17 protein-coding genes are annotated in these 24,176 nt (G+C 72.3%); 7 read left to right on the top strand and 10 right to left on the bottom strand.

Annotation, left to right across the window (positions count from 1 at the left end):
• Window positions 1-41: 41 nt before the first annotated feature.
• Entirely contained in the window at window positions 42-929 is an 888-nt protein-coding gene (locus ACZ6AQ_RS19265) for a tRNA (adenine-N1)-methyltransferase (protein WP_015032448.1), read from the bottom strand.
• A gap of 18 nt (window positions 930-947) precedes the next feature.
• Window positions 948-2,081 (bottom strand): site-2 protease family protein, encoded by a 1,134-nt coding sequence (locus tag ACZ6AQ_RS19260; RefSeq protein ID WP_388693975.1) that lies wholly within the window; start codon window positions 2,079-2,081, stop codon window positions 948-950.
• Between the two features lie 180 nt (window positions 2,082-2,261).
• Here ACZ6AQ_RS19260 and ACZ6AQ_RS19255 point away from each other — a divergent pair, with 180 nt between their 5' ends.
• Both ACZ6AQ_RS19255 and ACZ6AQ_RS19250 read left to right on the top strand, forming a co-directional pair.
• The gene (locus ACZ6AQ_RS19255; RefSeq protein ID WP_468760845.1) at window positions 2,262-3,164 is read left to right on the top strand and encodes a RecB family exonuclease; all 903 of its coding nucleotides are present in this window, start codon (window positions 2,262-2,264) and stop codon (window positions 3,162-3,164) included.
• Window positions 3,165-3,207: 43 nt separating this feature from the next.
• Window positions 3,208-3,879, top strand: a complete 672-nt coding sequence (locus ACZ6AQ_RS19250; RefSeq protein ID WP_388693715.1) for a response regulator — start codon at window positions 3,208-3,210, stop codon at window positions 3,877-3,879.
• 91 nt (window positions 3,880-3,970) lie between these two features.
• Here the strand turns inward: ACZ6AQ_RS19250 and ACZ6AQ_RS19245 are convergent, their stop codons facing one another.
• The 3 genes from ACZ6AQ_RS19245 to metH form a co-directional block, all read right to left on the bottom strand.
• A complete protein-coding gene (locus ACZ6AQ_RS19245) occupies window positions 3,971-5,560 on the bottom strand; it encodes an ABC transporter substrate-binding protein (protein ID WP_468760844.1) in 1,590 nt (529 codons plus the stop codon).
• Between the two features lie 484 nt (window positions 5,561-6,044).
• Window positions 6,045-6,743, bottom strand: a complete 699-nt coding sequence (locus tag ACZ6AQ_RS19240; protein WP_388693719.1) for an HAD family hydrolase — start codon at window positions 6,741-6,743, stop codon at window positions 6,045-6,047.
• A 126-nt stretch (window positions 6,744-6,869) separates the two neighbouring features.
• Window positions 6,870-10,382, bottom strand: coding sequence for a methionine synthase (gene metH, locus ACZ6AQ_RS19235; RefSeq protein WP_468760843.1), 3,513 nt, complete (start codon window positions 10,380-10,382; stop codon window positions 6,870-6,872).
• A 244-nt stretch (window positions 10,383-10,626) separates the two neighbouring features.
• On the opposite strand from metH, the gene ACZ6AQ_RS19230 reads away from it, so the two are divergent.
• The 5 genes from ACZ6AQ_RS19230 to ACZ6AQ_RS19210 all read left to right on the top strand — a co-directional run bounded on the left by ACZ6AQ_RS19230 (window position 10,627) and on the right by ACZ6AQ_RS19210 (window position 17,246).
• The gene (locus tag ACZ6AQ_RS19230; RefSeq protein WP_388693723.1) at window positions 10,627-11,391 is read left to right on the top strand and encodes an IclR family transcriptional regulator; all 765 of its coding nucleotides are present in this window, start codon (window positions 10,627-10,629) and stop codon (window positions 11,389-11,391) included.
• Between the two features lie 490 nt (window positions 11,392-11,881).
• Complete coding sequence (locus ACZ6AQ_RS19225) at window positions 11,882-12,640, top strand: MIP/aquaporin family protein (RefSeq protein WP_468760842.1); 759 nt, start codon at window positions 11,882-11,884, stop codon at window positions 12,638-12,640.
• 34 nt (window positions 12,641-12,674) lie between these two features.
• Window positions 12,675-14,204 carry a glycerol kinase GlpK gene (gene glpK / locus ACZ6AQ_RS19220; RefSeq protein WP_468760841.1) on the top strand — a complete coding sequence of 510 codons (1,530 nt, stop codon included), beginning with the start codon at window positions 12,675-12,677 and terminating at the stop codon, window positions 14,202-14,204.
• A gap of 16 nt (window positions 14,205-14,220) precedes the next feature.
• Complete coding sequence (locus ACZ6AQ_RS19215; protein WP_468760840.1) at window positions 14,221-15,825, top strand: glycerol-3-phosphate dehydrogenase/oxidase; 1,605 nt, start codon at window positions 14,221-14,223, stop codon at window positions 15,823-15,825.
• 212 nt (window positions 15,826-16,037) lie between these two features.
• Window positions 16,038-17,246: a PAC2 family protein gene (locus tag ACZ6AQ_RS19210; RefSeq protein WP_468760839.1), complete on the top strand. Its 1,209-nt coding sequence runs from the start codon at window positions 16,038-16,040 to the stop codon at window positions 17,244-17,246.
• Between the two features lie 51 nt (window positions 17,247-17,297).
• On the opposite strand, the gene ACZ6AQ_RS19205 is transcribed toward ACZ6AQ_RS19210, so the two are convergent.
• The 5 genes from ACZ6AQ_RS19205 to ACZ6AQ_RS19185 all read right to left on the bottom strand — a co-directional run bounded on the left by ACZ6AQ_RS19205 (window position 17,298) and on the right by ACZ6AQ_RS19185 (window position 24,083).
• Entirely contained in the window at window positions 17,298-20,390 is a 3,093-nt protein-coding gene (locus ACZ6AQ_RS19205; protein ID WP_468760838.1) for an NPCBM/NEW2 domain-containing protein, read from the bottom strand.
• Window positions 20,391-20,505: 115 nt separating this feature from the next.
• Entirely contained in the window at window positions 20,506-21,735 is a 1,230-nt protein-coding gene (gene mshC / locus ACZ6AQ_RS19200; protein WP_468760837.1) for a cysteine--1-D-myo-inosityl 2-amino-2-deoxy-alpha-D-glucopyranoside ligase, read from the bottom strand.
• Window positions 21,736-21,932: 197 nt separating this feature from the next.
• Complete coding sequence (locus ACZ6AQ_RS19195; RefSeq protein WP_468760836.1) at window positions 21,933-22,739, bottom strand: SCO1664 family protein; 807 nt, start codon at window positions 22,737-22,739, stop codon at window positions 21,933-21,935.
• The gene (locus ACZ6AQ_RS19190) at window positions 22,736-23,326 is read right to left on the bottom strand and encodes a DUF3090 domain-containing protein (protein ID WP_388693737.1); all 591 of its coding nucleotides are present in this window, start codon (window positions 23,324-23,326) and stop codon (window positions 22,736-22,738) included. The genes ACZ6AQ_RS19195 and ACZ6AQ_RS19190 overlap by 4 nt, the downstream gene beginning before the upstream one ends.
• Window positions 23,327-23,393: 67 nt before the next feature.
• The gene (locus ACZ6AQ_RS19185) at window positions 23,394-24,083 is read right to left on the bottom strand and encodes a histidine phosphatase family protein (RefSeq protein WP_468760835.1); all 690 of its coding nucleotides are present in this window, start codon (window positions 24,081-24,083) and stop codon (window positions 23,394-23,396) included.
• Window positions 24,084-24,176: the final 93 nt, after the last annotated feature.

The raw sequence follows: 24,176 nt of genomic DNA, 5'->3' as shown, positions 1-24,176 counted from the left end.
GGCGGGGAACTCGGCGGCGGCACGGTGCGGATGTCGGGACGTCAGCCCTTGTTGGGGCCCTCGTAGTCCTCGCCGTACGCGCCCTTGGCGGGACGGCGGCGGCGCATCGGGGGTTCGACCCCGTCCGCGAGGCGGCGGGCGGTGACGAGGAAGCCGGTGTGGCCGATCATGCGGTGGTCGGGGCGGACGGCGAGGCCCTCCACGTGCCAGTTGCGGATCATGGACTCCCAGGGCTGCGGCTCGGCGTAGCAGCCGAACTCGCGGATGGACTCCACGGTGCGGGCGAGCTGGGTGGTCGTCGCCACGTAGCAGCAGAGGATGCCGCCGGGGACGAGGGCCTTGGAGACGGCCTCCAGGCACTCCCAGGGGGCGAGCATGTCCAGGATGACGCGGTCGACGTCGGTGTCGGAGAGGTTGTCCTGGAGGTCGCCGACGGTCAGCTGCCACGCGGGGTGGGGACCGCCGAAGTAGCGCTCGACGTTGCCCTTGGCGATCTCGGCGAAGTCCTCGCGGCGCTCGTACGAGTGCAGCATGCCGCTGTCCCCGATGGCGCGCAGGAGGAAGCTGCTCAGCGATCCCGAGCCCACCCCGGCCTCCACGACGCGCGCGCCGGGGAAGATGTCGGCGAAGGCCAGGATCTGCCCCGCGTCCTTCGGGTAGACCACGGCGGCGCCGCGGGGCATGGACAGGACGTAGTCGGGGAGCAGGGGGCGCAGCGCGAGGTAGGCGACGTTTCCGGTGGTGCGGACAACGCTGCCCTCGGGGGCGCCGATCAGTTCGTCGTGCGGGAAAGAACCCTTGTGGGTGTGGAAGTTCTTTCCCTCTTCGAGCGTGAACGTGTAGTGACGGCCCTTGGGGTCGGTCAGCTGAACCTGGTCCCCGACCTTGAAGGGCCCGCGTCGGCGGGCGGCACCGGTCGGTTCGGACATACGACCAGAGTACCGGGGTTACGAACCGGGTCGTGCCATGGCCCGGACGAAGGCCCGTTCGACGTCCCCGGTGGAGAGGACGCCGTAGATCTCGCCGGTCTCCTCGACGACCAGGTACTCGGTGGCCGGGCTGGCGCGGAGGTGGTCGAGGAGGGGCTGCCCGGTGAGTTCGGCCGGGACGCGCATGCCGTCGGTGAGGTCCTGGGCGAGGGTGCTGACGGCGACCCAGGGGCGCCGGTGCTGCGGTACGGCGGCGATGGCGGCCTCCCGGACGATGCCGGTGGGGTCGCCGGCGGGATCGACCACCACCAGGGCGCGGGCACCGGCCTCGTTGGCGCGGCGGAGCGCCTCGGAGAGCGGGGTGCCGGGCTCCACGGGGATGGCGCGCCGGGTGAGGGAGCGGGCGCGCAGCTCGGGCAGGTGCTCGCGGAGGCGGGCCATGCGGAGGCTGTTGCCGGCGCCGGTCCAGATGATGGCGGCGAGGATCGCGGCGAGCAGGGCGTCGGTGACGGTCTCGAAGCCGCCGATGTCCTCGGTGGAGTTGCCGAGGAGTCCGGTGCGGGTCAGCAGGGGCAGTCCGACCAGGACGAGGACGGCGAGGGCGCGGCCGGCCCAGGCGGCGGCGACGGTGCCGCTCATGGGCTTGCCGGTGATCTTCCAGACGACGGCGCGGAGCATCCGGCCGCCGTCGAGCGGGAGGCCGGGGAGCAGGTTGAAGACGGCGACGATCAGGTTGGAGATCATCAGGCCGGCGAGGAGGACGCCGGGGACGGTGGCGGGCTCGACGGCGTACAGGGTGAGGTAGAAGAGGCCCGCGAGGACGAGGGAGAGGAGGGGGCCGACGAAGGCGAGGACGAACTCGCGGCCGGGGCTCTCGCTCTCCTTCTCGATCTCGGAGACGCCGCCGAAGAACTGGAGCTGGATGCGGCGCACCGGGAGCTTGAAGCGGAGCGCGGCGATCGTGTGGGCCAGTTCGTGGACGAGCACGGAGGCGTAGAAGGCGACGGCGAAGAAGAGGGAGACGAGGTAGCGGGCGGCGCCGAGGTCGGGCAGGACGCGGTCGATCTGGTCGCCGAAGACCCAGGTGATGAGGGCGGCGACGAGGAACCAGCTGGGGGCGACGTAGACGGGCACGCCGAAGGGGCGGCCCATGAGGATGCCGCCGCCGGGCTCCTCGGTCCGCTGCGGCTTGGGCTCGTCCTGGTTCACGGGTTCCTTTCGTCGCGTGGTGTGACCCGCGTCGGTGCGTCACGGTTCGATCATGCAGTGCGACGGGGTCCCTGGTCGATGGTATGCGGCTCGCTGTCGGTGGCGGGTCGTAGGGTCGGGGGCATGAGTACGAGCGAGCGGGTGCCGGCGGCGGCCGGGACGCCCCTGTCGTTGTCGCCCTCCCGGGCGAGCGATTTCATGCAGTGTCCGCTGCTGTACCGGTTCCGGGTGATCGACCGGCTGCCGGAGAAGCCGAGTCCGGCGGCCACCCGGGGCACGCTGGTGCACGCCGTCCTGGAGCGGCTGTTCGACGATCCGGCGGCGGAGCGGACGGCGCCGAGGGCGCGGGCGATGGTGCCGGGGCAGTGGGAGCGGCTCCTGGAGTCGAGGCCCGAGCTGGGCGAGCTGTTCGCGCGGGACCCGGACGGCGAGCGGCTCGCCGACTGGCTGGGCGAGGCGGAGCGGCTGGTCGAGCGGTGGTTCACGCTGGAGGACCCGACGCGTCTGGAGCCGGCCGAGCGCGAGCTGTTCGTGGAGACGGAGCTGGATTCGGGGCTGCGGCTGCGCGGGGTGATCGACCGGATCGACGTGACGCCCGCGGGCGACGTGCGGATCGTCGACTACAAGACGGGCAAGGCGCCCCGGCCGGAGTACCGGGACGGCGCCCTGTTCCAGATGACCTTCTACGCGCTGGTGGTCCGGCGGCTGAGGGGCGTGATCCCCCGGCGGCTCCAGCTGGTGTACCTGGGCAGCGGGGAGGTGCTGACGTACGACCCGGTGGAGGCGGACCTGCTGCGGGTGGAGCGGAAGCTGCTGGCGCTGTGGGAGGCCATCCGGCTGGCGACGGAGACGGGCGACTGGCGGCCGCGCCCGACGAAGCTGTGCGGCTGGTGCGACCACCGGGCGGTCTGCCCGGAGTTCGGCGGGACTCCCCCGCCCTACCCGCTGGAGATCGCCCCGGTCCGCCCGCCGGAACCGGACGGGCCGGGGCAGGGCAGAATGGATCCGGCCCCGCCCGCGCCGTAGGGGCCGGTCCGCCTCGTGCGCCCCGCCCCGTGAAGGAGCCCCTGTGACGATCCGTGTCCTCCTGGTCGACGACCAGCCGCTGCTGCGCACCGGCTTCCGGATGATCCTGGAGGCGGAGCGGGACATCGTGGTGGTGGGCGAGGCCGGGGACGGCCTCCAGGCGCAGGAGCAGGTGCGCGCGCTCCAGCCGGACGTGGTGCTGATGGACATCCGGATGCCCCGGATGGACGGGGTGGAGGCGACCCGGCGGATCACCGGTCCGGACCGGGACGGGCCGGCGAAGGTGCTGGTGCTGACCACCTTCGACCTGGACGAGTACGTGGTGGAGGCGCTGCGGGCCGGTGCCAGCGGCTTCCTCCTGAAGGACGCCCCGGCGAACGAGCTGGTGCAGGCGATCCGGGTGGTGGCCGCGGGCGAGGCGATGCTGGCGCCGTCGGTCACGCGCCGGCTGCTCGACAAATACTCGGCGCACCTGCCGACGGGCGAGGAGCGGGTGCCGGACACGCTGAGCACCCTGACCGACCGCGAGACGGAAGTGCTGAAGCTGGTGGCGCGGGGCCTGTCGAACGCGGAGATCGCGGCGGACCTGTTCGTCAGCGAGACGACGGTAAAAACGCATGTGGGGCACGTGCTGACGAAGCTGCGGCTGCGGGACCGGGTGCAGGCCGCGGTGTACGCGTACGAGAGCGGTCTGGTGCGGCCCGGCGGCCAGTAGCCGGTGCGGGAACGGCGGAGGGGCCCGGCGCGCGGGACGCGCGCCGGGCCCCTCCGTCCGTGCGGGACGGCGGTCCCGGCCGGGGCGGGGGTCAGACGGTGCCGCGGCCCAGCTCCCAGAGCAGGAGGTCGGAGGAGGTGTTCAGCGCGTACTCGACCCCGTTGATGTCGTCGCGCGCGGCGACGTACTGCTTGCCCTGCCACAGGGGAAGGACGGGGACGTCCTCGGCGACGATCTTCTGGATCTGCGCGTAGACCGGGCCGGCGGCGGTGCGGTCGACCTGGCGGCGCGAGCGCGGGATGAGCTGGTCGCGGACGACCTTGTTCACGTACGGGGTGTTGAGGAAGTTGTCGCTGTCCAGGAACGGCGCGATGTAGTTGTCCGGGTCCGGGTAGTCGGGGAACCAGCCGAGACCGTAGACGGCGTAGTCGCCGCGCTTCTGGGCGGTGCGGAAGGTGGACCACTCGGCGCCCTTGACGGTGGCGTCGAAGAGTTCGCTGGCGGTGAGCTGCTTGCCGAGCGCCTCGAACTCCTCGGCGGTCTCGGCGCCGTAGTGGTCGGTGGTGTAGTTCAGGGTCACCTTGACGGGGGTCTTGACGCCCGCGTCCTTGAGGATCTTGGCCGCGCGGTCCGTGTCGGGCTCGCCGTACTCGTCGAAGAAGGGGGTGGCGTGGCCGGTGATGCTGGAGGGGATCAGCGAGTAGAGCGGCTCGGCGGTGGGTCCGTAGACGCGGTTGATCAGGGCGCCCCGGTCGACGACGGCGGCCATCGCCTGGCGCACGGCCTTCTCCTGGACGGAGGGGGCCTTGGTGTTGAAGCCGAGGTAGCGGATCTCGAGGCCGGGGACCTCGACCACCTCGATGCCGTCCTTGGGGTTCTCGGTGAGGCTCTTGACCTGCTTCTGCGACAGGGAGCGCGCCATCATGTCGATGTCGTCGGCCTCCAGGGCCCTGCCCATGGTGGTCGCGTCGGCGTAGGGGCGCAGTTCGACCTTGTCGTTGCGCGGGACGATGTCGCCCTTGTAGTTCGGGTTCCTGGTGAAGACGAAGCGGGTGGCCTTCCCGCCCTCGCGTTCGGCCTTCATGGTGTACGGGCCCGAGCCGTCGACCTCGAAGCCGTCGCGGAGCCTGTCGGCGGCGTACTTGTCCTTGCTGAGGATGCCGGCGACCGGGGTGGAGAGCTTGTACGGGAAGGTGGCGTCGGGGGTCTTGAGGTGGAAGACGATCCCGTTGGCGCCCCGGGTCTCGACGGCGTCGACGTTCGCGAGGAGGGCGGCCGTTCCGTTGTCCGACTTGATCCTCAGGACGCGTTCGACGGAGTACTTGACGTCCTCGGCCGTGATCGGGGTGCCGTCGGCGAAGGTGAGGCCGGCGCGGAGCGTGCAGCGGTAGCTCTCGCCGGCCTTGTCGGAGAAGCCGCAGCTCTCGGCCGCCTCGGGGACGGGCTCGCCGCCGCCGCGGGGCACGTGCAGGAGGGTCTGGACGGTCTGCCGCAGGACGTTCCACGCGCCGGTGTCGTAGGCGTAGGCCGGGTCGAGGGGGGCGGGGGTGTCCTCGGTGGCGATGAACTGGTCCGTGGTGCCGACGACGATGGCCCGGTCCTCCTCCGTTCCGCCGCAGGCGGCGAGCAGGGGGGCGAGCAGTCCGGCCACGGCCGGGAGCACCAGGGTCTTGCGGTTCATCAGGGACGATCTCCTCATCCGGCACTGGGTCACAGCGGTCAGGGACACTCCGCCGCCTGCCGCCCGGTCGGGGCGGGAGCGATCGGGCCGGGTGGTGCGATCGGTCCGGTGTTCACGGCGTTCTGGGTGTGCGCCGGTGCACGCGGTTATGCGGCGAAGTACTCGCGAAAGATTAGTGGGAGGCGCCGCTATTGCCGGACCACGGGCGGGTCCGGGGGTAATCGCACAGTGATCATGAATGCGGTCCGCTCCATAGTCATGCGCCGGACGATGCGGACGATCATGAGCGAAACGGGGCACATGGTGGCGGTGAAGTCGGTCGATTCCGGACAGGGAACGAGGACAGGCCATCGACCGCCGGGCACTCTGGGTGACCAAGGTCACGCAGGTCCCTTTTCGGTAAATGGCCTGATCGTTTTCCCGTGGAGAACCGCAAGGAGCCGCGCCGGGAAAGCGCATTCCGCCGGAGAAGCCCGGTGAAAGCTCAGATCCTGGTGATCAGGGTGCGGAGGAAAGGCACGTCGACCTCTTCGAGCGAGCGCACGACGACCCGGCCCGGGGAGGGCGCGATCGGGGCGACGGAGGGCACCGCGACGACCCGGCAGCCCGCCGCCTCCGCGGCCGCGACGCCGGTCGCCGTGTCCTCGACGACGGCGCAGAGCGCGGGGTCCACGCCGACCCCCCGGGCGGCGGCCAGGTACGGCTCGGGGTGCGGCTTGGTCCGTACGACCTCGTCCCCCGCGACGGTGAGGGTGAAGCGGTCGGGGCCGAGCGAGGCGAGGACCCGGTCGATGATCCGGCGGTGCGAGGCGGAGACCAGGGCGGTGGGGATGGAGTGCCGGGCCAGCTCGGCGAGGAGCCGCTCGGCGCCCGGCATGAGCGGGACGCCCCGCGCGATGCGCTGCTCGAACTTCTCGTTGAGGAGGACGGTCAGCTCGGCGAGGGTGATGTCGGCGCCGGTGGACTCGATGAGGTAGCCGGCGCTGCGGGTCATCGGGCCGCCGACCACGACGTCCCTCCAGGACTCGTCGAGGCGGTGCCCGAGGTCGGCGAAGACCTCCACCTCCGCGTCCCACCAGAAGCCCTCGGTGTCGACGAGGGTCCCGTCCATGTCGAGGAAGACCGCCTGCAGGGCGGAGCTGCCGTTCGTACGGAACGGGGACGCGGGGACCGTACTGGTCATCCGGACACCTCCAGGGAGGGACGAGAAGGCCGGTCCCCCTCCCGGAGCGGAAGGGGGACCGGCCTGCACTGGACGGACAAGTGTACGTCCCGATCACGGAAAACGCGGCGATTCACGCCGCCGCGGTCACCGTGCGTTGAAGTAGTTCGCCTCGGGGTGGTGGAGGACGATGGCGTCGGTGGACTGTTCGGGGTGGAGCTGGAACTCCTCGGAGAGGTGCACGCCGATGCGCTCCGGCTTCAGCAGGTCCGCGATCTTGGCGCGGTCCTCCAGGTCGGGGCAGGCCGGGTAGCCCAGGGAGTAGCGGCAGCCCTGGTACTCCGTACGGAACATGCCGGCCATGGACGCGGGGTCGGTGCCCGCGATGTCCCACTCCGCGCGGACCCGGCCGTGCCAGTACTCGGCGAGGGCTTCGGCGAGCTGGACGGACAGGCCGTGGAGTTCGAGGTAGTCGCGGTAGGAGTCGGACGAGAAGAGCCGGGCGGTGGCCTCGCCGATCTTCGAGCCGACGGTGACGACCTGGAGTCCGACGACGTCGGTCTCGCCGGACTCCTCCGGGCGGAAGAAGTCCGCGAGGCAGAGGCGGCGGCCCCGGCGCTGGCGGGGGAAGGAGAAGCGGGTGCGCTCGTTGCCGTCCTCGTCCAGGATGATCAGGTCGTCGCCCTTGGAGACGCACGGGAAGTAGCCGTGCACGACGGCCGCCTCCAGCAGGTTCTCGGTGTGGAGCTTGTCCAGCCAGCCGCGCAGCCGGGGCCGGCCCTCGCTCTCGACCAGCTCCTCGTACGAGGGCCCGTCGCCGGTCCGGTTCTGCCGGAGGCCCCACTGGCCCTTGAAGAGGGCGTCCTCGTCGAGCCAGGACGCGTAGTCCTTCAGCGGGATGCCCTTGATGACCCGGGTGCCCCAGAACGGCGGGACCGGCACCGGGTTGTCGGTGGCGACGTCGGAGCGGCCGCCGGGCTCCGGCTCGTCGACCTGGAGGGCGGCGGCGTCCTTTCTGGCGACCCGGCGCTGCTTGAGTTCGGGCAGGGCGGCTCCGGGGACGCCGCGCTTGATGCCGATGAGGGCGTCCATGAGGCGCAGGCCCTCGAAGGCGTCGCGGGCGTAGCGGACCTCGCCCTGGTAGATGTCGTGGAGGTCCTGCTCGACGTACGCGCGGGTCAGGGCGGCGCCGCCGAGGATCACGGGGTACTTGGCGGCCAGGCCCCGGCCGTTCAGCTCCTCCAGGTTCTCCTTCATGATCACCGTGGACTTCACCAGGAGGCCGGACATGCCGATCACGTCGGCGTTGTGCTCCTCGGCGGCCTCCAGGATCGCGGAGACGGGCTGCTTGATGCCGATGTTGACGACGTTGTAGCCGTTGTTGGAGAGGATGATGTCCACGAGGTTCTTGCCGATGTCGTGGACGTCGCCGCGCACGGTCGCCAGGACGATCGTGCCCTTGCCCTCGGCGTCCGACTTCTCCATGTGCGGTTCGAGGTGGGCCACGGCGATCTTCATGACCTCGGCGGACTGGAGCACGAACGGCAGCTGCATCTGTCCGGAGCCGAACAGCTCGCCGACCACCTTCATGCCGTCGAGCAGGGTCTCGTTGACGATGTCGAGCGCCGGGCGGGAGGCCAGGGCCTCGTCCAGGTCGGCCTCCAGACCGTTCTTCTCGCCGTCGACGATCCGCCGCTTCAGCCGTTCGTCCAGGGGCAGGGCGAGCAGTTCCTCCGCCTTGCCGGCCTTGAGGGACTTGGTCGTGGCGCCCTCGAAGAGCGCCATCAGCTTCTGCAGCGGGTCGTAGCCCTCGGAGCGCCGGTCGTAGATCAGGTCGAGGGCGGTGGTGACCTGCTCCTCGTCGAAGCGGGCGATGGGCAGGATCTTCGAGGCGTGCACGATCGCCGAGTCCAGGCCCGCCTTCACGCACTCGTCCAGGAAGACCGAGTTGAGCAGGACGCGGGCCGCCGGATTGAGGCCGAAGGAGATGTTCGACAGGCCGAGGGTGGTCTGCACGTCCGGGTGGCGGCGCTTCAGCTCGCGGATCGCCTCGATCGTGGCGATGCCGTCCTTGCGCGACTCCTCCTGCCCGGTGCAGATCGTGAAGGTCAGCGTGTCGATGAGGATGTCCGACTCGTGGATGCCCCAGTTGCCGGTCAGGTCCTCGATCAGCCGCTCCGCGATGGCGACCTTGTGCTCGGCGGTACGGGCCTGCCCCTGCTCGTCGATGGTGAGCGCGATCAGCGCGGCGCCGTGCTCCTGGGCCAGACGGGTGACCTTCGCGAACCGCGACTCCGGTCCGTCGCCGTCCTCGTAGTTCACCGAGTTGATGACCGCCCGGCCGCCGAGCTTCTCCAGGCCCGCCCGCAGGACGTCCACCTCGGTGGAGTCGAGGACGATCGGCAGCGTGGAGGCCGTGGCGAAGCGGCCGGCCAGCTCGGCCATGTCCGCCACGCCGTCCCGGCCCACGTAGTCCACGCACAGGTCCAGCATGTGCGCGCCCTCGCGGATCTGGTCCCGGGCCATCTCCACGCAGTCGTCCCAGCGGCCCTCCAGCATGGCCTCGCGGAACTTCTTCGAGCCGTTGGCGTTCGTCCGCTCCCCGATCGCCATGTAGGAGACGTCCTGGCGGAACGGAACCGTCTGGTACAGCGAGGCCGCGCCGGGCTCCGGGCGCGGGTCGCGGGCGGCGGGGGCCAGGCCGCGCACCCGCTCCACGACCTGCCGCAGGTGCTCGGGGGTCGAGCCGCAGCAGCCGCCCACCAGGGACAGGCCGTAGTCGCGGACGAAGTTCTCCTGCGCGTCGGCCATCTCGGACGGCGTCAGCGGGAAGTACGCGCCGTCCTTGGTCAGCACGGGCAGGCCCGCGTTCGGCATGCACATCAGCGGCGTGCGGGAGTGCCGGGCGAGGTAGCGCAGGTGCTCGTTCATCTCGGCCGGGCCCGTGGAGCAGTTCAGGCCGATCAGGTCGATGCCCAGCGGCTCCAGGGCCGTCAGGGCCGCCCCGATCTCCGAGCCGAGCAGCATCACGCCCGTGGTCTCGAAGGCGAGCGAACAGATGAGGGGGACGTCCAGGCCCAGCGCGTCCATCGCGCGCCGCGCGCCGATCAGGCTCGCCTTGGTCTGCAGGAGGTCCTGGGTCGTCTCGACGATCAGGGCGTCGGCGCCGCCGGTCAGCAGGCCCTCGGCGTTCCGCTGGTAGCCGTCGCGGAGCACGTCGTACGTGATGTGGCCGAGCGACGGCAGCTTGGTGCCGGGGCCGATCGATCCCAGGACCCAGCGCGGGCGGCCGTCCCCGGCGGTGAACTCGTCGGCGACCCCGCGGGCGATCCGGGCACCCGCCTCGGAGTGCTCGAAGATCTTGTCCGCGATGTCGTACTCGCCCGCGGCCGAGTGGTTGGAGCCGAACGTGTTCGTCTCGACGCAGTCGACGCCCGCCTCGAAGTACTCCCGGTGCACGGAGGCGACGATGTCGGGCCGGGTGACGTTCAGGATCTCGTTGCAGCCCTCGAGGTCCCGGAAGTCCTCGAGGGTGGGGTCCTGGGCCTGGAGCATGGTGCCCATGGCCCCGTCGGCGACCACCACCCGGGTCGCGAGGGCTTCGCGGAGGGCGGCGGCACGGTTCCGGCTGTCGGCGGAAGGGGACGGCGACGAGGCCATGGATGATCTCCCTGGGATGCGACGGCTGTCGGCTTTGCGCCCTCGGGGGAGGGGGCACGGGGTCAGCCTAACCGCGCACCGCCCGGGGTGGACATGGCGTCCCACGGGGCGGACGGCATCCTGTGTCCGGGGACTCCCGGTCCTGCCTCTCCTTGACCCACACTGTCTGAAGTGACGCAAGGTCGGCATCGGCCGATAGTGTTCAGCATTGTCGAACAGCGTGAGAGGGATGAGGGGCCGGGCGATGGCGAAGAACATCCAGTCGCTGGAAAGGGCGGCGGCCGTGCTGCGACTGCTCGCGGGCGGCGAGCGCCGGCTCGGCCTGTCGGACATCGCGTCCTCGCTCGGACTCGCCAAGGGGACGGCCCACGGCATCCTGCGCACCCTCCAGGCGGAGGGCTTCGTGGAGCAGGAGGCGGCGTCGGGCCGCTACCAGCTGGGCGCGGAGCTGCTGCGCCTGGGGAACAGCTACCTGGACGTGCACGAACTGCGGGCGCGGGCCCTGGTCTGGACGGACGACCTGGCCCGGTCCAGCGGCGAGAGCGTGCACCTGGGGGTGCTGCACCAGCGGGGCGTGCTGATCGTGCACCACGTCTTCCGGCCGGACGACAGCCGCCAGGTCCTGGAGGTGGGGGCCATGCAGCCGCTGCACTCCACGGCCCTGGGCAAGGTCCTCTCGGCGTACGACCCGGTGGCGCACAGCGAGGTGGTGGAGGCCGGACGGGAGGCGTTCACGCCGCGGACGACCACGGCGCTCGGGGACTTCGAGGCGCTGCTCGACACGGTGCGGGCCCGGGGCTGGGCGGCGGACGTGGAGGAGACCTGGGAGGGCGTGGCGTCGGTGGCGGCGCCGATCCACGACCGGCGGCGGATGCCGGTGGGGGCGGTGGCGGTCACGGGCGCCGTGGAGCGGCTCTGCCCGGCCGGCGAGCTGCGCCCGGAGCTGGTGGCGGCGGTGCGGGACTGCGCCCGCGCGGTCTCCCGGGACCTGGGGGCCGGCCGCTTCTGAGACAGGCCGGGGACGGCCGCTTCCGGGACGTACTCCGGAGCGGCCGCTCCTGAGACGCGCCCGGGGACGACCGCTTCCGGGCGTACTCCGAGGGGGATCGCTTCCGGGCACGCCCCCGAGGCCGTCGTTCCCTGGACGGCCACCACCGGGACGCGCCCCGGTGCCCGGCCGCCGTCCGGGCGCGCCCCGGCGACCCGCCGTCCCCGACTCCGCCCGACGGCCGTCCCGCGCGGCCGCACCCCTCCGCGCGGCACCCCCGACCCGCCGATAACGATCCCGTCATCGGCGGGTTTTCCCTTCCCCGAGACCTTGACGTGCTGTTGCACCGGGGCAAAACTTCCGTTCACCGGTCGGCATTGTCGAACACTTAACGGAAATGCGCGTTAAGGTGGGGCAGTGCTCAGGGCCGGCAACGCCCTCACACGAGGGCGCGGACACCGGAGGAAACCGGGGTTCGCCTTCCCCTGGACGAAGGACAAAGGAGTCGCGGGTGTCCAGCTCCGACATCTTCCTCGGCGAGACCATCGGTACCGCCGTACTCATCCTGCTCGGCGGCGGTGTGTGCGCCGCCGTCACGCTCAAGAGCTCCAAGGCCCGCGGCGCGGGCTGGCTCGCGATCACCTTCGGGTGGGGCTTCGCCGTCATGACGGCCGTCTACATCACCGCTTCCCTCTCGGGCGCCCATCTGAACCCCGCCGTCACGGTCGGAATCGCGATCAAGGACGGGGAGTGGGGCGACGTCCCCGTCTACTTCGCCGGCCAGCTGCTCGGCGCGATGATCGGCGCGGCGCTGGTCTGGGTGGCCTACTACGGCCAGTTCCTGGCCCACCTCACGGACCCGGAGACCCGCGGCGAGACGCCGGTCGAGGGACCCGGCCCGGTGCTCGGCGTCTTCTCCACGGGCCCCGAGATCCGCAACACCTGGCAGAACCTGGCCACCGAGATCATCGGCACCACCGTGCTGGTCCTCGCCGTGCTCACCCAGGGCCTCAACGACAGCGGCAAGGGCCTCGGCACCCTGGGCGGCCTGATCACCGCCTTCGTCGTGGTCTCCATCGGCCTCTCGCTCGGCGGCCCGACCGGTTACGCCATCAACCCGGCCCGTGACCTCGGTCCGCGCATCGTGCACGCCCTGCTCCCGCTGCCGAACAAGGGCGGCTCCGACTGGGGCTACGCCTGGATCCCGGTCGCCGGTCCGCTGATCGGCGGCGCCCTCGCCGCGGGTATCCACACCATCGCGTTCGCCTGAGCCGTCCTTCTTCCAGACCCCCTTGGAGCACACCGTGACCGACGCACACACCTCCGGCCCGTTCATCGCCGCCATCGACCAGGGCACCACCTCCTCCCGCTGCATCGTCTTCGACAAGGACGGCCGGATCGTCTCGGTCGACCAGAAGGAGCACGAGCAGATCTTCCCGAAGCCCGGCTGGGTCGAGCACGACGCCGCCGAGATCTGGGCCAACGTCCAGGAGGTCGTCGCCGGCGCCCTGGAGAAGGCGGAGATCACCGCCGCCGACGTCAAGGCCATCGGCATCACCAACCAGCGCGAGACCACGCTGCTGTGGGACAAGAACACCGGCGAGCCCGTCCACAACGCCCTCGTCTGGCAGGACACCCGCACCGACGCCCTCTGCAAGGAGCTGGGCCGCAACGTCGGCCAGGACCGCTTCCGCCGGGAGACCGGCCTCCCGCTCGCCTCGTACTTCTCCGGCCCGAAGGTCCGCTGGCTGCTCGACAACGTCGAGGGGCTGCGCGAGCGCGCCGAGCGCGGCGAGATCCTCTTCGGCACCATGGACTCCTGGGTCATCTGGAACCTGACCGGCGGCGTGGACGGCGGCGTGCACGTCACCGACGTCACCAACGCCTCCCGCACCCTGCTGATGAACCTGCACGAGCTGGCGTGGGACGAGCGCATCCTGCACTCCATGGACGTCCCGGCCGCCGTGCTGCCGGAGATCCGCTCCTCCGCCGAGGTGTACGGCACGGTCAAGGGCGGCGTCCTCGACGGCGTCCCGGTCGCCTCCGCGCTCGGCGACCAGCAGGCCGCCCTGTTCGGCCAGACGTGTTTCGCCGAGGGCGAGGCCAAGTCGACGTACGGCACCGGCACCTTCATGCTGATCAACACCGGCGACAAGGCGATCAACTCCTACAGCGGCCTGCTGACCACGGTCGGCTACCGGATCGGCGACGAGAAGCCGGTCTACGCCCTGGAGGGCTCGATCGCCGTGACCGGCTCCCTGGTGCAGTGGATGCGCGACCAGATGGGCCTGATCAAGTCCGCGGCCGAGATCGAGACCCTGGCCTCCTCCGTCGAGGACAACGGCGGCGCCTACTTCGTCCCCGCGTTCTCCGGCCTGTTCGCCCCGTACTGGCGTTCCGACGCCCGTGGCGTGATCACCGGCCTCACCCGCTACGTCACCAAGGCGCACATCGCCCGTGCCGTGCTCGAGGCCACCGCCTGGCAGACCCGCGAGATCGCCGACGCCATGGTCAAGGACTCCGGCGTGGAACTGACCGCCCTCAAGGTCGACGGCGGCATGACCTCCAACAACCTGCTGATGCAGACCCTCTCGGACTTCGTGGACGCGCCCGTCGTGCGCCCCATGGTCGCCGAGACCACCTGCCTCGGCGCCGCCTACGCCGCCGGCCTCGCCGTCGGTTTCTGGCCGGACACCGACGCCCTGCGCGCCAACTGGCGCCGGGCCGCCGAGTGGACGCCTCGCATGGACGCGGAGAAGCGCGACAGCGAGTACAAGAACTGGCTCAAGGCCGTGCAGCGCTCCATGGGCTGGCTCGAATCGGACGAGAAGTGACGAGGAGTAATTCACGATGACCACCCTGCAGAGCGTCCCCGCCCTGGGGACGCGCCCGGCCGCCGGTTCCCTGCCGAGCCGCGCCGAGACCCGGGAGCAGCTCTCCAAGGCGACGTACGACCTCCTGGTGATAGGCGGCGGCATCCTGGGCATCTCCACCGCCTGGCACGCCGCGCAGTCGGGTCTGCGGGTGGCCCTGGTGGACGCCGGCGACTTCGCCGGCGCCACCTCCTCCGCCTCCTCCAAGCTGCTCCACGGAGGTCTGCGCTACCTGCAGACCGGCGCGGTGAAGCTGGTGGCGGAGAACCACTTCGAGCGGCGCGCGGTCTCCCGCCAGGTGGCCCCGCACCTCGCCAATCCGCTCACCTTCTACCTGCCCGTCTACAAGGGCGGTCCGCACGGCGCGGCCAAGCTGGGCGCCGGTGTCTTCGCGTACTCCGCGCTCTCGGCGTTCGGCGACGGCGTCGGGCACCTCCTCTCCCCCTCCAGGGCGGCGCAGGACGTGCCGGAGCTGCGGACCGACAACCTGAGGGCCGTGGCCGTGTACGGCGACGACCAGATGAACGACGCCCGCATGGCGCTGATGACGGTCCGCGCCGCCGTCGACGCCGGTGCCACCGTCCTCAACCACGCCGAGGTCACCGGCCTGCGCTTCACCCGCGGCCGGGTCACCGGCGCGGAGCTGAGGGACCGCACCACCGGCGACGAGTTCGGCGTGGACGCCCGCCTCGTCCTGAACGCCACCGGCCCGTGGGTCGACCACCTGCGGAAGATGGAGGACCCGGCCGCGGCCCCCTCCATCCGCCTCTCCAAGGGCGCGCACCTGGTGCTCAGGCGGACCTCGCCGTGGAAGGCCGCGCTGGCCACCCCGATCGACAAGTACCGCATCACCTTCGCCCTCCCCTGGGAGGACATGCTGCTGCTCGGCACCACCGACGAGGAGTACGAGGGCGACCCCGGCCAGGTCGAGGTCACCGAGAAGGACACCGCCCAGATCCTGGACGAGGCCGCCTTCTCCATCCGCGACCAGCAGTTGTCGCGCGACCTGATCACGTACGCCTTCGCCGGTCTGCGGGTGCTCCCCGGCGGCCCCGGCGACACCTCCAGGGCCAAGCGCGAGACGGTCGTGACCGAGGGCCGGGGCGGGATGCTGTCGGTGGCCGGCGGCAAGTGGACGACCTTCCGCCACATCGGGCGCACGGTGATGAAGAAGCTGGAGCAGCTTCCGGGGCACCCGCTCGGCGAGGACTACGAGCCGGTCTCCGCGCTGCCGAAGCGGCTGCCGCTGCCCGGCATCGCCAACCCGAACGCGGTCGCCCACCGGCTGCTCGTCGACGGTCCGGCGCCCGGCCCGCGCATGGCCGCCGACACCGCCAGGCACCTGGCGACGCACTACGGTTCGCTCTCCTTCGAGATCGCCCGCATGGCGAACGAGGACCCGGAGCTGGCCCGGCGCATCCACCCGGACGCGCCGGAGATCTGGGCGCAGGTCGCCTACGCCCGTGACCACGAGTGGGCCGAGACGGCGGACGACGTGCTGCGCCGCCGTACGACGCTGACCGTCCGGGGTCTGGCGACGGACGAGATCCGTGCCGGGGTCGAGTCGATGCTGCGGAAGTGACCTCCCGCCCCGGGGCGGCTCGGGGCGGTCCCTCCTCCGGGGCCGCCCCTCCGGCGTTCCGGGAGGCGTGGGGCCTTCGTGTGCGGAGGCCGGTTCCTGGGTAGTCGATCGAGGCCGCACGGGTTTTCGGGGATGTCCGGGGGCTGCGGACGGGCCGCCGGAAAGCCGTAAGGTTGGTCCGTACGACAGGAACTTCGAGAAGGAGGCGCTGGGTGATCGAGCTCGAGGGGGTGCCCGAGCTGATCGACCCGGTCATGGTGGCCGCGTTCGAGGGCTGGAACGACGCCGGGGACGCGGCCTCCACCGCGGTCGCCCACCTGGACCGGGAGTGGAAGGGCGAGGTGTTCGCGGCGCTCGACGCCGAGGACTACTACGACTTCCAGGTCAACCGGCCCACGGTCTTCCTGGACAACGGCGTACGGAAGATCACCTGGCCGACGACCCGGCTCTCCGTGGTCCGCGTCGGCGGCGACAAGCCCCGTGACCTGGTACTCGTGCGCGGCATCGAACCCTCGATGCGCTGGCGCTCCTTCTGCAACGAGCTGCTCGCCCTCGCGCACGAGATGGGCGTGGAGATGGTGGTGATCCTGGGCGCGCTGCTCGGGGACACCCCGCACACCCGGCCGGTCCCGGTCAGCGGCGTGACCTCCGACCCGGACCTGGCGCGCACGATGGACCTGGAGGAGACCCGGTACGAGGGCCCCACGGGCATCGTGGGCATCCTCCAGGAGGCGTGCACGCACGCGGGCGTGCCGGCGGTGAGCCTGTGGGCGGCGGTGCCGCACTACGTGTCGCAGCCGCCGAACCCGAAGGCGACGCTGGCGCTGCTCAACCGCCTGGAGGACCTGATCGGGCTGCGCATCCCGCTGGGCGAGCTGCCCGAGGACGCGCGGGCCTGGCAGCTCGGCGTGGACCAGCTGGCGGCCGAGGACAGCGAGGTCGCCGAGTACGTGCAGACGCTGGAGGAGGCGCGGGACACCGCCGAGCTTCCCGAGGCGTCCGGCGAGGCGATCGCCCGTGAGTTCGAGCGGTACCTGCGGCGGCGTGAGCCCGGCGCGGGGCCGGGTTCCGGACCCGGGGTGGCGACCGAGGGCGGGGAGTCCCCGTTCCTGCGGGAGTCCGGGAGTGGCCGGCCGCGCCCGCCGAAGCCGGAGAAGCCCGAGAAACCGGAGAAGCCCGAGAAGCCGGAGGCCGGGCCGGGAACGGCGCCGGACGCCGGGATCGGGGCGGACGCCGGGACCGGGGCGGACGCCGGGCCGGGAGGGCGACCGGAGGCCGCGGGCCCCGGGGCGAAGCCCGGGAGCGGCGCCGGGGACGCCCCCGAGGGGGCCGTCGGCGGGACGCCGGACGACCCCCGGGACGGCGATCCGTCCGGCGGCGAGGGCCCGGACGGCGGTTCCGGCGGACAGCGCGAGCGGTGAGCGGTACGGGAGGGGCGTCCGGAAACGGGCGCCCCTCCCGCGTGCCGGGCGTCAGGCGCAGCCGAACCGGGCCGCCGCCCAGTCGCCGTGGTCGCCGCTCTTCGACCCGTTGGTGTCCGTGATCTTCAGCCGGACGTGCCGGGCGCCGGTCACGTCGACGTTCACGGGCAGGGTCGCGGAGGCGCCGGTGAGCGGGGGCGAGGTCCACAGGACCCTGCCGTCCGCCTCCACGGAGAAGGCCACCTCGCCGTAGCCGTCGATCTCGTCGTCGATGCCCACGTCGGCGGTGAGGACGGAGCAGCGGCCGCCCAGGTAGACCTCGACGTCGGAGTCGGCGTGGCCGCCGATCCCCTTCTCGTAGGTCTTCCCGGCCAGGGTGAGGGGACGGCCGTCGGCGGCGCCGGACTCGCCGTTGGAGCGGTCGCGTTCGGCCGGTCCCCAGCCGTTGGTCGAGCGCAGCCACACCAGGTCGCTCGCCCAGGTGTCGCCGGCCGGCGGCGGGGGCATCACGCCGACCGCGAACCGCTGGACGGCGGTGCGGTCGGTGCCCGCGGCGCGGTGGCGGACGGTCGCCGTGAGGGTGGCCTCGCCGGGCTTCGCGTCCGCCGCAGGGGTGACGGCGACCTCGACCCGGCGGGTGGTGCCGGCCGGGACGCGGGCGATCGGAGCGGCCGGGGCGACCCGCCAGCCGTCCGGGGCGGCCACGGAGACCCGTACGTCGGTGGCGTCCCGGGTGCCCGCGGTGACGTCCACGGCGACGGTGCCGGGCGTGCCCGCGCCGAGCTCCTGCCCGGTGGGGGCGGCGGGGACGGCGGAGGCGCCGGGGACGGCCCCGCCGACGGCGCTGGTGTCGGTCAGGCGCAGTTCGAAGGCGCGGTCGGTGGACAGGGCGGCGGTCTTGATCCGGACCGTTCCCCCGCGCTCGTCGCGGTCGTACCACCAGCCCCGGTCGGCCGCGTCGAAGGCGGCGCGGGAGGTGAGGGCGGGCAGCGCGCGTCCGTCGAGCCTCACCGTGCCGGGGGCGTCGCCGGTGTGGACGGTGAAGGCGTACGGCCGGGCGCCGGGCTTGCCGGTGTACGTGCCGGTGCTCGCGCCGACCCGGACGGTGACGTCGCCGGGACCGGACTCGGGGGCGCGGACCTCGGCGCGCTGGGTGGCGTACTTCCCGGCGCGGTGCTCGCGGGTGACGCCGTCGTCCTCGTACAGCTCGAAGGAGGAGGTGCCCCGCGGGTAGACGTCCCAGGCGAGGGGGTCGCCGGGGGCGCGGTCCTTGTACGAGCGGATGTCGCCGGGCCACAGGGGGACGACCGCGCCGGCGCGGACGAAGAGGGGCAGGGTGTCGAGCGGGGCGCTGTAGTGGTCGAGGGTGCGCGGGCCTTCGTGGACGCGTCCGCTCCAGTAGTCGATCCAGGTGCCCTTCGGGAGGTGGATGCCGTCGCGCTCCACCGCGTCCCGGTAGACCGGCGCGACGAGGAAGTCCTCGCCGCTGAGGAACTCGTACTTCGCGGCCTCGGTGGCGGCCTTCGGGTCGTCCGGGTACTCCAGGGCGAGCGGCCGGGCGAGGCCGACGCCGGTCTTCGTGGCGCGGTACGCGTGGCTGTAGATGTACGGGAGCAGGGCCTCGTGGAGTTTGAGGGAGGCGCGGTTGATGCTGGTGTACGGCTCGCCGTACCGGAAGGGCTGCTTGTCCTGGGCGGCCCAGCCGTCCATGGTCATGGTGACGGGCAGGAAGGTCTTCCACTGGAGGTCGCGGGTGTACGTCTTGGCGCTCCCGCCGAAGATGCCGTCGACGTCACCGGTGGTGTAGGCGAGGCCGGACATGGAGGCGCCCGCGTAGGTCGGTATCTGCCAGCGGATGTACTCCCAGCTTCCGGTCTGGTCGCCGGACCACTGGACACCGCAGCGCTGGGCGCCGGCCCAGCTCTCGGGGGCCCAGGTGAAGCCGCGGGCGTCGCTGTGGGCCTCGATGCCCGCGTGGGCGTCCTTGCAGCCGTCGAGGGCGAACTTGTACCCCGCGCCGACCCAGGCGACGTCGAGCTTGGCGACCCGCTGGCCGGCCCTGACCTGTTCGCCGAGGCGGTCGATGCCGTCCTCGGTCCACAGGCCGAGCTGCGTGCCGCGCTCCTGGAGTCCGGCGGCGGTCTCCGCGAGGTTCTCGTAGCCGCAGCCGTAGCCGTCGTTGACGAGCATCCAGCCGTTGGGCATGTCGTTCGCGACGTAGCCGTCGGCGACCTTCAGGGCGTCGAGGGTGTGGCGCTCGCCCCGGTTGGCGTTGTGGAGGTAGCAGTCGGCGTCGCCGATCTCCAGGCCGTACACGGGGGGCATGAAGGGCTTGCCGGTGAGCCGGGTGTACTGGCCGATGACGTCCTTGGCGGCGTCGCGGCCGGTGCCGGCGAAGTAGTAGGCGTCGAAGCGCCGTTCCTTCGCGCTGGTGGTGACGGGCTCGGTGAAGGCGTAGGTGTTGGGGGCGTAGGTGTTGCGGTAGACGCCGTAGCCGGCGGTGGAGAGGTAGAACGGGACGGAGTTGGGGTGGCCGCCGTCGTTCCAGTTGTAGTCGACGGCGACCTCGACGGTCTTGTCGCGGTGGGAGGTGTTGCCGCGGCCGTTCTGCATGCCGGCGCCGTAGAACTGCTCCGCCGCGCCGCGGGCGAGGGTCTGGACGGTGCGGTCCTGGTTCCAGGTGAGGCCCCGGGTCTCGGACCAGAGGGGGGTGCCGTCGGCGCGCACGGCGGCGAAGCGGAGCGGCGACTTGTAGGCGCGCAGGGTCACCCGGTCGCTGCTGAGTTCGTACCGGTCGCCCCGGTCGCGCCAGCGGGTGGCCGGGGGCGGGCCCTGGGGCAGGGTGATGTCGGTGCCGGTGGGGTCGGTGAACGTGCCGTCGGGGGCGAGTTCGATGCGGAAGGTGTCGGCGGTGACGAAGCTGACGCGGGCGCGGGACGGGCCGGCGGTCAGCAGGTAGGCGGCTCCTTCGGCGGCGAAGCCGGTGACGTCGCCGACGGTGGTGTCGGCGCTCCCGGCGCTCCCGGCGCTCTCGGTGGGGGGCGTGGGGGTGGCCGTGGCGGTGGTGCCGGGTCCCGCGAAGGCGGCGAGCAACCCGAACAGTGCACCGGCGACTGCAGCTCTCATGCGCGGTGATGATTGCATGGAGCTTCTTTAGCGCATGTTCGAGCACGGCGACAGGACAAAAAGGAACCGCCCCCGGACTTCACACGGAAGTCCAAGGGCGGTTGCACAAAACGGAGTTGTACGACGACGACCCTTACAGGGCGACACCCAGGAGCGCGTCGACGGCACGGGAGACGAGTCCGGGGGCGGATGCGTCGGTGCCGCCCCCGGCCGTCTGGAGTTCGGCCCAGCGGTCGACCGCGGTGAGCGCGGTGGGCGTGTCGAGATCGTCGGCGAGGGCGTCGCGCAGCTCCTCCACGAGGGCGTCGGCGGACGGTCCGTCGGGGCGGGAGACGGCGGCGCGCCAGCGGCCGAGGCGGTCCACGGCGTCCCGGAGGACCCGGTCGGTCCACTCCCAGTCGGCGCGGTAGTGGTGGGAGAGGAGCGCGAGCCGGATGGCGGCCGGGTCGACGCCGTCGCGGCGCAGCTTCGAGACGAAGACCAGATTGCCCCTGGACTTGGACATCTTCTCGCCGTCGAGGCCGACCATGCCGGCGTGGACGTACGCCTTGGCCATCGGGAACTCGCCGGTGAGGGTCTGGGCGTGGGAGGCGCCCATCTCGTGGTGCGGGAAGATCAGGTCGGAGCCGCCGCCCTGCACGTCGAAGCCCATGCCGAGGTGGTCGAGGGCGATGGCGACGCACTCGATGTGCCAGCCGGGGCGGCCGGGGCCGAGGCTGCCGCCGTCCCAGCTCGGCTCGCCCTCGCGGGCGGCCATCCAGAGCATCGGGTCGAGCGGGTTCTTCTTGCCGGGACGGTCGGGGTCGCCGCCGCGCTCGGCGGAGAGGTGGCGCATCAGCGCGGTGTCGTAGTTCGAGACGCGGCCGAAGTGCGGGTCGGCGTCGACCGAGAAGTAGACGTCGCCCTCGAGCTCGTAGGCGGCGCCGGCGTCCCGCAGGCGCTCGACGAGCGGAACGATGCCCGGTATGGCCTCGACCGCGCCGATGTAGTGCTTCGGGGGCAGCATCCGCAGGGCGGTCATGTCCTCGCGGAAGAGGGCGGTCTCGCGCTCGGCGAGGCCGGTCCAGTCCACGCCGTCGCGGATCGCGCGCTCCAGGAGCGGGTCGTCCACGTCCGTCACGTTCTGGACGTAGTGCACCTGCCGCTTGGTGTCGAGCCACACGCGCTGGACGAGGTCGAACGCGTTGTAGGTCGCCGCGTGACCCATGTGGGTCGCGTCGTACGGGGTGATGCCGCAGACGTAGAGACGGGCGACGGGGCCGGGGGCGAGGGTGACTCGTCCGCCGGTCGCGGTGTCGTGGATCCGGAGGTCGCGGCCCTTGCCGGGAAGGGCGGGGACCTCAGAAGCGGGCCAGGCATGCATGCCCCGAGCCTAACCGGACGGGTGTTCCGGATACGAACCGGATACGGGATCTCGGCCGGTTGGGCGCTCTTGCGGGCGCGGAGGACCGTGTGCGTCCCCGCCGGGGGCGTGCGCGCCCCCGGGAAGAGATGGCCGAAACCGCCGCCCCGCGCCTCCGGGACGCGGGGGGCGCCGGGAGCCGGGCGGGACTCCGGCCCTCAGACCGGCGGCCAGGGGATGGACGGCCACTGCCCGGAGGGCTCCGGGTGCCGGCCGCCCGTCCTCAGCGCCTCCACGCGGGCGCGTACCGCCGCCACTTCGGCGCCGGTGAGCAGTTCCGCCAGACGGGTGGCGAGCCGCTCCCCCGGCGCCAGGGACCGGGCCAGGCGGTCGAGGACCCCGGCCGCCTCGGCGGGCAGTTCCTCGCCCGCCCATCCCCACAGCAGGGTGCGCAGCTTGTCCTCGACGTGGAAGGTGACCCCGTGGTCGATGCCGTACAGGTGCCCGCCGGGGACCGGGAGCAGGTGCCCGCCCTTGCGGTCGCCGTTGTTGATCACCGCGTCCAGGACGGCGAGCCGCCGCAGGGCGGGGGTGTCCGCGTGGACGAGGAGCGCGGTGCGGCCCTCGCCGACCTCGGCCTCCCCCACGGCCTTCCAGCCCTCCCCCGGCTCCTCGTCCTCGGTGAGGGCCAGGAGCCGCGCCTCGGGGTCGGGCTCGATCCAGAGCTGGACCATGCCCTCCCCGTACGGGCCGTCGCGGAGCACCGTCGGCGGGACCAGGCCCCAGCCGGTGGCCTCGGAGACCTCGTAGGCGGCGACCTCGCGCCGGGCGAGGTTGCCGTCGGGGAAGTCCCACAGCGGCCGCTCCCCGGCGACCGGCTTGTAGACGCAGGCCGCCTCCTGTCCCTCGTACGCGACGGAGCAGTACAGCACGGCGTTGGACGCCTCGCGGATTTGTCCGCGTACGGTCAGGTCACCGCGGGCGAGCAGTTCGGCGCCCGGCAGGGTCTGGGGGCTGCTGCTCATGCTCCGCGGCGGTATCCGTTCTGGCGCGGACAGACGTGCCCCTCGGGGTCGAGCGGCAGGCTGCAGAGCGGGCAGGGCGGCCGGCCCGCGTTGACGACGTCCAGGGCCCGCTTGGCGAAGGCCCGCGCCTGGGCGCCGGTGAGGCGGACGCGGAGCATCGGCGGGCCGTTCTCCTCGTCCTGGAGCAGCCGCTCCTCGGCCTCGGCGAGGTCCTCGTCGGTGTCCGCGTCGAGCTCGACGAGGGCCTGCGCCTCGACGATCATGCGCTGCTCCTCGCCGTCCCAGGCGAGCGCCATGGTGCCGACCCGGAACTCCTCCTCGACGGGGGCGTCGAGGGGAGCGGTGTCCGCGACCTCGGCGGGGGCGACGGCGGGCACGGGCGCGTTGCCGCCGGTGCGCCGCACGACCTCGTCGAGGAGTTCGTCGATGCGCTCGGCGAGGGCGGCGACCTGCATCTTCTCCAGGGCGACGCTGGTGACCCGGCCGCCGGCGGACGCCTGGAGGAAGAACGTACGGCGGCCAGGCAGCCCGACCGTACCGGCCACGAAACGCTCCGGTGGGTCGTAGAGGAACACCTGACGGGACACGTTCCCGGCTCCCTTGCGTCTCGACGGTCTTGCTACAGCGGCGCGTCCACCCTACTGCGCGAAGGGATCACGGTGCGCCCGCACCACCGCCGACCGCGGCCGTCCCGTCGCCGTGGGCGTGCTCGCGGGGGACGAATCCGGCGAACTCTCCCGTGTCGCCGAGGCGGAGGAGGAAGGGACGCGCGCGCGTGTAGCGGATGACGGTGACCGAGCAGGGGTCGGCGTGGAGCCGCTGGAAGAGGTCGAGGTGGAGACCGAGCGCGTCCGCCACGACCGACTTGATGATGTCGCCGTGCGAGCACATCACGTAGCAGGCGTCCTCGCCGTGCTCCGCCTCGATCCGCGCGTTCCAGTCCCGTACGGCCTCGACGGCGCGGTTCTGCATGGCGCGCATGGACTCGCCGCCGGGGAAGGCGGCGGCGGAGGGGTGGGTCTGGACGACCTCCATCAGCGGGTCGTCGCCGAGCTCGGAGAGCTTGCGGCCGGACCAGTCGCCGTAGTCGCACTCGTTGATCCGCTCCTCGACGTGGAGCGGGAGGCCGGGGCGGGCGTCGAGGAGGGGGCGCAGCGTCTCCCGGCAGCGCCGGAGGGGGCTGGAGACGGCGGCGGCGAGCGGGACGTCCGCGAGGCGCCCGGGGAGGGCGGCGGCCTGCGCGGCACCGCGCTCGTCGAGCGTGACCCCGGGCGTGCGCCCGGCGAGGACCCCGGAGGTGTTGGCGGTGGAGCGTCCGTGCCGGACGAGGATCAGCGTGGCCATGCGGGCCAGCCTAGGCCGTACGGGCCGGGGAGTCCGCGCGGGAGGCGCGGGGCCGCCCGCGCGTGCGGGGAGGGCCGGGGCCGGCGGAGGAGC

It is taken from the genome of Streptomyces sp. NPDC041191, from assembly GCF_055591945.1.
This window is presented reverse-complemented; position numbering and strand designations above follow the sequence as displayed.

What these genes read in the sequence shown, in the direction of transcription:
- ACZ6AQ_RS19260 (WP_388693975.1), bottom strand. Translation starts at nt 2,081, where the DNA reads ATGGGCCGCCCCTTCGGCGTGCCCGTCTACGTCGCCCCCAGCTGGTTC.
- ACZ6AQ_RS19240 (WP_388693719.1), bottom strand. Translation starts at nt 6,743, where the DNA reads ATGACCAGTACGGTCCCCGCGTCCCCGTTCCGTACGAACGGCAGCTCC.
- ACZ6AQ_RS19265 (WP_015032448.1), bottom strand. Translation starts at nt 929, where the DNA reads ATGTCCGAACCGACCGGTGCCGCCCGCCGACGCGGGCCCTTCAAGGTC.
- ACZ6AQ_RS19230 (WP_388693723.1), top strand. Translation starts at nt 10,627, where the DNA reads ATGGCGAAGAACATCCAGTCGCTGGAAAGGGCGGCGGCCGTGCTGCGA.
- metH (WP_468760843.1), bottom strand. Translation starts at nt 10,382, where the DNA reads ATGGCCTCGTCGCCGTCCCCTTCCGCCGACAGCCGGAACCGTGCCGCC.
- mshC (WP_468760837.1), bottom strand. Translation starts at nt 21,735, where the DNA reads ATGCATGCCTGGCCCGCTTCTGAGGTCCCCGCCCTTCCCGGCAAGGGC.
- ACZ6AQ_RS19205 (WP_468760838.1), bottom strand. Translation starts at nt 20,390, where the DNA reads ATGCAATCATCACCGCGCATGAGAGCTGCAGTCGCCGGTGCACTGTTC.
- ACZ6AQ_RS19215 (WP_468760840.1), top strand. Translation starts at nt 14,221, where the DNA reads ATGACCACCCTGCAGAGCGTCCCCGCCCTGGGGACGCGCCCGGCCGCC.
- ACZ6AQ_RS19195 (WP_468760836.1), bottom strand. Translation starts at nt 22,739, where the DNA reads ATGAGCAGCAGCCCCCAGACCCTGCCGGGCGCCGAACTGCTCGCCCGC.
- ACZ6AQ_RS19245 (WP_468760844.1), bottom strand. Translation starts at nt 5,560, where the DNA reads ATGAACCGCAAGACCCTGGTGCTCCCGGCCGTGGCCGGACTGCTCGCC.
- ACZ6AQ_RS19255 (WP_468760845.1), top strand. Translation starts at nt 2,262, where the DNA reads ATGAGTACGAGCGAGCGGGTGCCGGCGGCGGCCGGGACGCCCCTGTCG.
- ACZ6AQ_RS19185 (WP_468760835.1), bottom strand. Translation starts at nt 24,083, where the DNA reads ATGGCCACGCTGATCCTCGTCCGGCACGGACGCTCCACCGCCAACACC.